Below are 9,960 nucleotides of genomic sequence, written 5' to 3' on the forward strand. Positions count from 1 at the left end.
TAGCGGGTAAAATCAGGGTCGGTCACCGCCCGTCATGAAGTGCAATAGAGAAGAGAATCATGGAACAATTTGAATGTATCAATGTAGAAGAAGCGCATCAGAAACTGCATCAGCAGAAGGCGGTGCTGGTCGATATCCGCGACCCGCAAAGCTATGCCATGGGGCACACGCCGGGCGCGTTTCATCTGACCAACGATACCCTGGGCGCTTTTATGCGCGATAACGACTTTGAGACGCCGGTGATGGTGATGTGCTACCACGGCAACAGCAGTAAAGGCGCCGCGCAGTATTTACTGCAGCAGGGCTTCGAGAACGTCTACAGCGTCGACGGCGGTTTTGACGCCTGGCATCGTCATTTCCCGGCGGAAGTTGCACACGGCTCGCTATAAGCGCGGTACGGTATATACTAGCCCCCTTTGTGTGGAATAAGCGATCCGCTGTATGTTAATGATTACCTCTTTTGCCAACCCGCGCGTGGCCCAGGCGTTTGTCGACTATATGGCGACGCAAGGGGTCATCCTGACTATCCAACAGCACACGCAGAGCGATGTCTGGCTGGCTGATGAAACCCAGGCCGCGCGGGTGCAGGCCGAGCTGGCCCGTTTTCTCGAAAACCCGGCCGACCCGCGCTATCTCGCCGCCAGCTGGCAATCGGGGCATACCAATAGCGGATTGCATTATCAACGCTTCCCGTTTTTAGCTACCCTGCGTAACAACGCCGGGCCGTTTACGTGGGCGATTTTGCTGGCCTGTATCCTGGTCTTCATACTGCAAAACGTTCTGGGCGATCAGACGATGATGATCTGGCTTGCCTGGCCCTACGATCCTTCGCTGAAATTCGAAGCCTGGCGCTATCTTACCCATGCTTTCATGCACTTCTCGCTGATGCATATTCTGTTTAACCTGCTATGGTGGTGGTACCTCGGCGGTGCGGTGGAGAAGCGCATCGGTAGCGGCAAACTGGTGGTGATTACCATTATCAGCGCTCTGCTGAGCGGATTCGTCCAGCATCAGGTTAGCGGCCCGTGGTTCGGCGGTTTGTCGGGGGTAGTCTATGCATTAATGGGCTATGTCTGGCTGCGCGGCGAGCGCGACCCGCAGAGCGGTATTTATCTGCAACGCGGTCTGATCCTCTTCTCTTTAGTGTGGTTAGTGGCAGGATGGTTTGATGTTTTCGGCATGTCGATCGCCAATGGCGCGCACGTGGCGGGCCTGGCAGTCGGGCTGGCAATGGCGTTTGTCGATACGCTAAATGTGCGAAAACGAACGTAGAGATTCCCAGGGATATTTCATGAAACAAACACAACGTCATGACGCGATTATCGAGCTGGTAAAAAAACAGGGATACGTCAGTACCGAAGAGCTGGTGGAGCAGTTTGCCGTCAGCCCGCAGACTATTCGTCGCGATCTGAATGATTTAGCGGAACAAAAAATGATCCTCCGCCACCACGGCGGCGCGGCGATGCCTTCAAGCTCAGTCAACACCTCGTGGCACGACAGGAAAGCGACCCAGACGGCGGAAAAAGAGCGCATCGCGCGGAAAGTGGCGAGCGAAATCCCCGACGGCGCAACCCTGTTTATCGACATTGGCACGACGCCGGAAGCGGTGGCCCATGCGTTGCTCGATCATAATGACCTGCGGATTGTGACCAACAATCTCAACGTCGCGAATACGCTGATGGTGAAAGACGATTTTCGCATTATCCTCGCCGGTGGCGAGCTGCGTAGCCGCGACGGCGGGATCATCGGCGAAGCGACGCTCGATTTTATCTCCCAGTTCCGCCTCGACTTCGGCATTCTTGGTATTAGCGGTATTGATAGCGACGGTTCGCTGCTGGAGTTTGATTACCATGAAGTGCGCACCAAGCGGGCGATTATCGAAAACTCGCGCCACGTGATGCTGGTGGTGGATCACTCGAAGTTTGGCCGTAATGCGATGGTGAACATGGGCAGCATTAGTATGGTCGATGCGGTTTATACCGATATCATGCCGCCCGCAGGCGTGCTGAAGGTGATTAAAGACAACAACCTGCAGCTGGAGCTGTGCTAAACGGCGTTATACGCCGTATCCCATCATTTTGAGCAACCGCTGGGCATGCTGAACGGCATCCTGGCGGTGCGCGACGCCCAGTTTCTGATATAGATTGCGAATATGCGTTTTAATCGTGGTGGCCGCGACATCCAGTTCGCCGGCGATCTGCTCGTTGCTGTAACCGGAATAGATAAGCCCTAACACCTGCCACTCGCGCTGGGTCAGCGGACTGGTGCGGATAAGCTCCGGCACTTCCGGGTGGTTCAGCAGCCGTTCGACGAAGCTCTCGTCGAAATGGGCGAATTTATGTCGATGATGCTGGTTAATATCGCGTAGGATGCGCTGGGCGCGGTGCTGCTCCAGCTCCGGCAGCGTATTCAGTTGAATCAGTTGGCGCAGCTGCTGGGCCATGGCTTCGCCTTCAATCACGAAGTGGTTGATAAAGCCGGTGCGGTTAGCGAGGGTTAAAGCTTCCATTAACACTTTTTGCGCCTCGCCCTTGCGCTCCGCCTGCCAGTACAGCTGGTTCAACAGCAGCAGGTTACGGTTGATATCGCTCATCAGCCGCAGCGAGCGGGCATTTTCATTTAACTCTTCCAGCACCATTTCGGCGGAATCAAAATCACCGAGAAGGATCTGTGCGCGGGCAATGTTGCGCCACTGGCTTTGCAGGAAGTGGTTATTGGCGAATTCAGGTTTCGGCGTCTGGCGCAGCCAGTTGGCCGCTGCGGTTTTATCACCGGTCATCTGCCAGTAGATCACCCGCACTTTGTCGGCGTTAGAGACCCAATCGCTGTGATAGTGGCCGTTGCCCAGCAGATTTTCCAGGCGGTTTAATAAGCTGCGGGCGTTGTCGAGATCGCCGCGCGCCAGCGAGCACTGCACCATCAACGCCAGGCACTGCAACTGCTGCTGCGGCTGGTAGTTTGCCAACACAGCGATGCCGCTGCGGGCGCTTTCTTCTGCTTCATCAAGACGCGCCCACGCCCACAGCAGCTGCGCGCGGATGCGCAACAGGAACTCATGCATCGGCAGCTGTTCAAGATGCTGATCGCGGATAAGCTGGAAAGCTTTATCCTGAATCTCCCATGCCGCCTGCAGGAAGCCCTGGGCAAACAGAATCTCGCTCTGCTGGATCATGCTCCACAGGGCGTAGTGCCAGACGTCATGACGGCGAGCCATCTGTTCTGTTTGCTGCATCACCGCCAGCGATTTGCTCAGATGGCCTTTGCAGTGCAGCACTTCGCCGTGAACGGAAGTGGCGACGATGCGGCTGTAATAGCTCGCCAGCGGCAGTTCATCCAGCGCCACCATTGCCAGACGCTCGGCTTCGTCCTGATCGCCGGCGTTGATAGCGACCTGCGCGCGCAGGGCGTTGAAATCGCCGTGCATCGCGGTATCCATTTCGACATCCATCTCCTGCTCGGCGCGGGCCAGCAGGGTATTCACTTCGCTATAGCGATGCTGGCTCTGCATCAGCCAGGCCTGTAACAGGATCAGCCGCGGGTTTTCCAGCAGGTTCGACCACGGCAGCGCCGCCAGCGATTGTTCCAGCAGACCCAGCTCGCTGTGGTTGAACATGCCCCAGGCGTGGTTGAGCAAAATATCGCGCAGCATGGCGGCATCGCCAGCGGCAAGCGCATGATGGATGGCTTCGGTGGGGAATCCCTGCGCCATCCACGCTTCGGCGGCGGCGCGGTGAATTTCCGGTAGCTCGGTGGCCATTTCCCACTGACAGCGCTGGCGCAGGAAGTTGCCGAATAGCGGGTGATAGCGGAACCACTCGCCGGAGTCATCCATCCGGTGCAGAAACAGCCCCTGACGTTCGATCTCTTCCAGCTGCATCTGGCCGTTCTCTTCGCCGGTGACGCGGACGATAAGCGCGTCATTCATCGAGCGCAGCAGCGAGCTTTTTAACAAGAAGCTGCGGGTACGGGCATCGACGTTATCCAGCACTTCATCGACCAGATAGTCGGAAAGGTGGCTGGCGTTAATCCCGGCGAGACGACGGGCGGAGTGCTGGGCTGAGGTGTTTTTCTGCCGGGCGGAGAGGGCGATGAGCTGCAGGGCGGTGGCCCAGCCGGCGACGTCATCGCACAGGCGACTGCTGTCATCGGCTTCAATGGGGGAGGCGAGGCGGCAGTCAAAGAACTGTTTCGCCTCCTGATGAGTAAAAGCCAGCTGTTGGCTGCCGATTTCCAGTAACTGCTCGCGCACCCGTAGGTTGGCGATCCCCAACTGCGGCAGGTTGCGCGACAGCACTACCAGCGTCATGGTCTCTGGCTGATGGCGCAAGAAGAAGCGCATGGCATCGTGGATCACCGGATTGGTAATCAGGTGATAATCATCAATGACCAGGTACAGCGGACGCTGCCAGTCGGCAAGCTCAATAAACAGCTGCGCAAACAGCGACGGCAGGCTGGCGTACTGGCGCTTTTGCACCATGGCTTCGCTGGCGGCGCAGTGGCCGCCTGTCGCCTGTTGAATCGCCGCAATCAGATAGCTGGCGAAGCGCTCTTGTTGATTATCGCCTTCATCAAGCGAAAACCAGCCAAGGTCATGTTTACCCGAAGCCCATTGCGAAACGAGCGTGGTTTTGCCGTAACCTGCCGGGCTGGTCACCAACGCGAGACGATAATTGTTCGCGCCGGAAAGTTTCGCCAGCAACCGTTCGCGAACCACAGTGTGTTCAAGACGGGATGGACGACTTAATTTTGACGGAATCAACATAGTTCACTTTTTCGCTGTGCAAGAAAGGGATGGGGATTTTTTTTGCGCTTCGTAATTAATGACTCCTAAGGTCGGCGATAATGAAAGTTATTGCAAGTTATGTCCAAAATTGATGCTCTTGAATTTGCTCTCGGTCACAATTTCTCGCTTCGGTTTTTAATTAGCTTTAAACCGGTACCAGAACGCGTCATGCCTCGGTTTACGACGATTTCGTCCGGGACGAAATTACTTTACCCGGCATTTTTTGTAGTTGATTGTTTTTATTAAATTATCGTCAGTGGATTCTTAGGTTTAATCTATTTCACGTATTTTTGTCATGGCATCTTTTTATTCTGTCAGTAGTTTATTTTTTATTTCACGATAATGGCCTGTGCGAATTTTGCTTTGCGCTATGAATTGCGCTGTAACAAATTTGCCGTTCGTTGCGCTGGCGAAATTATTGTTCTACACGCGCAATAGGGCGGCGAATTCCCGTCGACGAGCTAACGTTAAAGTGGCCGCGATCACAATTTTCGCTCATCCCCGCTACTCCTCCCTGTCTAATCCCCCTCGGGAGGAGGCAGCGGCCTCGGGAGGTCGGCACACTAAGGCTAACGTTTTAGTAAAGGACCAGGATTTCTTATGTCACAGACTTCTTTTAACCAGGCTCAGTTTCAGGCTGCACTGACGCGTCAGTGGCAGCGTTTCGGTTTATCGTCAGCCGCAGAGATGACCCAACGCCAGTGGTGGCGCGCGGTCAGCGGCGCGCTGGCGGAGCTTTTGGCGGCGCAACCGGCGGCGGAAGCCGTTAAAGGACAGCGCCACGTTAACTACATTTCGATGGAGTTCCTGATCGGTCGCCTGACCGGTAATAACCTGCTCAACCTGGGCTGGTATGAAGGAGTGAGCGAGACGCTGAAGGCGTACGACATCCAGTTGACCGACCTGCTGGAAGAAGAGACCGATCCGGCGCTGGGCAACGGCGGCCTGGGCCGTCTGGCGGCCTGCTTCCTGGATTCTATGGCCACCGTCGGCCAGTCGGCGACCGGTTACGGCCTGAACTACCAGTACGGTCTGTTCCGTCAATCCTTCGCTGACGGTCAGCAGATGGAAGCGCCGGATGACTGGGGACGCGGCAGCTATCCGTGGTTCCGCCACAACGAAGCGCTGGATGTGCAGGTGGGCATTGGCGGTAAAGTCAGCAAAAGCGGCGAATGGCAACCGGCTTTCGTGATTACCGGCGAAGCCTGGGATCTGCCGGTGCTTGGCTATCGCAATAACGTCGCGCAGCCGCTGCGCCTGTGGCAGGCAAAACATGCCCATCCGTTCAACCTGACCAAATTCAACGACGGCGATTTCCTGCGCGCGGAGCAACAGGGTATCGACGCCGAAAAATTGACCAAGGTGCTGTATCCGAATGACAACCATCTGGCGGGGAAAAAACTGCGCCTGATGCAGCAGTACTTCCAGTGCGCCTGCTCGGTGGCCGATATTCTGCGTCGTCACCATCTGGCTGGCCGCAAGCTGCATGAGCTGGCGGATTATGAAGTGATCCAGTTGAACGACACCCACCCGACCATCGCCATCCCGGAGCTGCTGCGCGTGCTGCTTGATGAGCACCAGATGAGCTGGGACGATGCGTGGGCCATCACCAGCAAAACCTTCGCTTACACCAACCATACTCTGATGCCGGAAGCGCTGGAGTGCTGGGATGAGAAGCTGGTCAAGGCGCTGCTGCCGCGCCACATGCAGATAATCAAAGAGATTAACGACAGATTTAAACTGCTGGTGGAGAAAACCTGGCCGGGCGATAAGCAGGTGTGGGCGAAGCTGGCGGTGGTCCATGATAAACAGGTTCGCATGGCCAACATGTGCGTGGTGAGCGGCTTTGCGGTGAACGGCGTCGCGGCGCTGCACTCCGATTTGGTGGTGAAGGATCTGTTCCCGGAATATCACCAGCTGTGGCCGAACAAATTCCATAACGTGACCAACGGCATTACGCCGCGTCGCTGGATTAAACAGTGTAATCCGGCGCTGGCTGCCCTGCTTGATAAGACGCTGAAGAAAGAGTGGGCCAACGATCTCGACCAGCTGATCAAGCTGGAGAAGTACGCCGACGATGCCAAATTCCGTCAGGTTTATCGTGACATTAAGCAGGCGAATAAAGTGCGTCTCGCTGAGTTCGTGAAGCGGCGTACCGGTATCGACATCAACCCGCAGGCGATTTTTGATATCCAGATTAAGCGCCTGCACGAATACAAACGCCAGCACCTCAACCTGCTGAATATTCTGGCGCAGTATAAAGAGATCCGCGAAAACCCGCAGGCCGACCGCGTACCGCGCGTCTTCCTGTTTGGCGCTAAAGCCGCGCCGGGCTACTACCTGGCGAAGAATATTATTCTGGCGATCAACAAGGTGGCCGAGGCGATCAATAACGATCCGCTGGTGGGCGATAAGCTGAAAGTGGTCTTCCTGCCGGATTACTGCGTATCGGCGGCGGAAATGCTGATCCCGGCGGCGGACGTCTCCGAGCAGATTTCCACGGCGGGTAAAGAGGCCTCTGGTACCGGCAACATGAAGCTGGCGCTGAACGGCGCACTGACCGTCGGCACTCTTGACGGCGCCAACGTTGAAATCGCCGAGCAGGTTGGCGAGGACAATATCTTTATCTTCGGCCATACCGTGGAAGAAGTTAAGGCGTTGAAGGCGAAAGGCTACGATCCGCTGAAATGGCGCAAGAAAGATAAGCTGCTGGACGCGGTGCTGAAAGAGCTGGAAAGCGGTAAATATAGCGGCGGCGACAAACACGCCTTTGATCAGATGCTGCATAGCCTGCTGCAAGGCGGCGATCCTTACCTGGTGCTGGCTGACTTTAGCGCTTACGTCGCGGCGCAGAAGCAGGTAGACGAACTGTATCGCGACCAGGAAGCCTGGACCCGTGCGGCGATCCTCAACACCGCGCGCTGCGGCATGTTCAGCTCCGACCGCTCTATTCGTGATTATCAGCAACGTATCTGGCAGGCAAAACGCTAAGGACAGGCCTATGGAGAATAAACGCCTTGATAATGCCGCGCTGGCGGCGGGGATCAGCCCCAGCTATATCAACGCGCACGGCCAGCCGCAGTCGATCGCGGCGGCCACCAAACAACGTTTGCTGGATGCTATGCATCGTACGTCTACTGCCGCGAAAGCGGCAGTAGAACCGCTGCCCAGCGTCAAGGTTTTTACTCACGGTAAAAAAATGCAGTTGCCGGTAGCGGGAAGCGGCGCGTTTCACTGGCTGCTGACGACCGAAGAAGGTAAGCAGTATCAGGGTGAGACGCGCGGCGGCGAAACGCTCGCTTTGCCTGGGCGATTGCCGACGGGCTATCACACCCTGACCCTCACGCGGGACGGCGAACGCTGGCACTGCCGGGCGATCGTCGCCCCGGCGCGCTGCTACGAACCGCAGGCGCTCAAAGAGGGCAAAAAGCTATGGGGCGCCTGCGTCCAGCTCTACACCCTGCGTTCTGAGAACAACTGGGGCATTGGCGACTTCGGCGATCTACGCGCCATGCTGCCGGAAATCGCCCGTCGCGGCGGCGCGTTTATCGGCCTCAACCCGATTCACGCACTCTATCCGGCGAACCCGGAGAGCGCCAGTCCGTACAGTCCGTCCTCGCGCCGCTGGCTTAACGTCATCTATATCGACGTTAACGCGGTGGAGGATTTCCAGCGTAGCCCTGCCGCGCAGGCATGGTGGCAGCTTGCGGAAACCCAGCAGGCCTTGCAGGCCGCGCGGCAGACCGCTGATGTCGACTATACCGCCGTCACCGCGCTAAAGCTGACCGCGCTGCGTCTGGCGTGGGCCGAGTTTTCTACGCGTGAAGATGAGCAAATGGCGGAGTTCCGTCAGTTCGTGCTGCGCGAGGGCGAAAGTCTCTACTGGCAGGCGGCGTTTGATGCGCTGCATGCCTGGCAAAGCCGTCAGGATCCGATGCGCTGGGGCTGGCCGGCATGGCCGGAAGCGTATCAGAGCACGAGCAGCCCGCAGGTGAAAACCTTCTGTACGGAGCATGCCGATGAGGTGAGTTTCTATCTGTGGCTGCAGTGGCTGGCATATACGCAGTTCGCCGCCTGTTGGCACACCAGCCAGCAGGACGGGATGCCGATTGGCCTGTATCGCGATCTGGCGGTCGGCGTCGCCGAAGGCGGATCGGAGACGTGGTGCGATCGCGAGCTGTATTGCCTCAAGGCTTCCGTCGGCGCGCCGCCGGACATCCTCGGCCCGCTGGGACAGAACTGGGGCCTGCCGCCGATGGATCCGCATGTAATGGTTGCCCGCGCCTACGAGCCGTTTATCGAACTGCTACGGGCGAATATGCAAAACTGCGGCGCATTGCGTATTGACCACGTGATGTCGGTGCTGCGTTTGTGGTGGATACCGTATGGCGAAACCGCCGACCATGGCGCCTATGTGCAGTATCCCGTGGATGACCTGCTGGCGATCCTGGCGCTGGAGAGCCAGCGGCACCGCTGCATGGTCATTGGCGAAGACCTCGGTACCGTACCGGTTGAAATCGTCGGCAAGCTGCGCAAAAGCGGCGTTTACTCGTATAAAGTGCTCTATTTCGAAAATGGCCCTGATAAAACGTTCCGCGCGCCGAAGGCTTATCCACAGCAGTCGATGGCGGTCGCAACGACCCACGATCTCCCGACGCTGCGCGGCTATTGGGAGAGCGGTGATTTGACGCTCGGGAAGACGCTGGGTCTGTATCCGGATGAAGTGGTGCTGCGCGGCTTATATGCCGATCGCGAACAAGCAAAGCAGGGGTTGCTGGATGCGCTGCATCGGCACGGCTGTTTGCCGAAGCGCGCCGGACATAAAGCCTCGCTGATGGCGATGACCTCAACGCTCAATCGCGGGATGCAGCGCTATATCGCCGACAGCAACAGCGCCCTGCTTGGGCTGCAGCCGGAAGATTGGCTGGAGATGGCTTCGCCGGTCAACATCCCGGGCACCAGTACCGAGTATCCCAACTGGCGGCGTAAGCTTAGCGTGACGCTCGAGCAGATGTTTGCCGATGCGCAGGTGAATAAGCTGATTAAAGATCTGGATAAGCGCCGCAAAGCCCGCTAATCCAGAGAGAATTCCCCGGTGGCGCTGCGCTTACCGGGGCTACTGGTAGATACTGTTATCGGTTTGCAACGGTTTTGGTCGGGGAAAACATGTGCTTTGT

6 protein-coding genes are annotated in these 9,960 nt (G+C 57.2%); 5 read left to right on the forward strand and 1 reads right to left on the reverse strand.

Annotated elements, in window-relative coordinates:
- The first annotated feature begins 59 nt into the window (after positions 1–59).
- From glpE to ABLU80_RS12545, 3 genes are read left to right on the forward strand one after another with little or no spacing between them, the layout of a single operon-like run.
- Positions 60–389: a thiosulfate sulfurtransferase GlpE gene (glpE, locus tag ABLU80_RS12535; protein ID WP_015369349.1), complete on the forward strand. Its 330-nt coding sequence runs from the start codon at positions 60–62 to the stop codon at positions 387–389.
- Positions 390–441: 52 nt separating this feature from the next.
- Entirely contained in the window at positions 442–1,272 is an 831-nt protein-coding gene (gene glpG / locus ABLU80_RS12540; protein ID WP_020077779.1) for a rhomboid family intramembrane serine protease GlpG, read from the forward strand.
- A 19-nt stretch (positions 1,273–1,291) separates the two neighbouring features.
- Positions 1,292–2,050, forward strand: coding sequence for a DeoR/GlpR family transcriptional regulator (locus ABLU80_RS12545; RefSeq protein WP_015369351.1), 759 nt, complete (start codon positions 1,292–1,294; stop codon positions 2,048–2,050).
- A 6-nt stretch (positions 2,051–2,056) separates the two neighbouring features.
- Here the strand turns inward: ABLU80_RS12545 and malT are convergent, their stop codons facing one another.
- Positions 2,057–4,762 (reverse strand): HTH-type transcriptional regulator MalT, encoded by a 2,706-nt coding sequence (malT, locus tag ABLU80_RS12550; protein ID WP_015369352.1) that lies wholly within the window; start codon positions 4,760–4,762, stop codon positions 2,057–2,059.
- 621 nt (positions 4,763–5,383) lie between these two features.
- Here malT and malP point away from each other — a divergent pair.
- Together malP and malQ are read left to right on the forward strand one after the other, a co-directional pair.
- Positions 5,384–7,774, forward strand: coding sequence for a maltodextrin phosphorylase (gene malP / locus ABLU80_RS12555; protein ID WP_032709305.1), 2,391 nt, complete (start codon positions 5,384–5,386; stop codon positions 7,772–7,774).
- 10 nt (positions 7,775–7,784) lie between these two features.
- On the forward strand, positions 7,785–9,860 hold the full coding sequence (gene malQ / locus ABLU80_RS12560) for a 4-alpha-glucanotransferase (protein ID WP_045389330.1): 2,076 nt from the start codon (positions 7,785–7,787) through the stop codon (positions 9,858–9,860).
- Positions 9,861–9,960 lie beyond the last annotated feature (100 nt).

Origin of the sequence: Klebsiella sp. CN_Kp104, assembly GCF_040064515.1 — a bacterium.
In the GTDB taxonomy this organism is placed as follows: Bacteria; Pseudomonadota; Gammaproteobacteria; order Enterobacterales; family Enterobacteriaceae; genus Klebsiella; species Klebsiella aerogenes.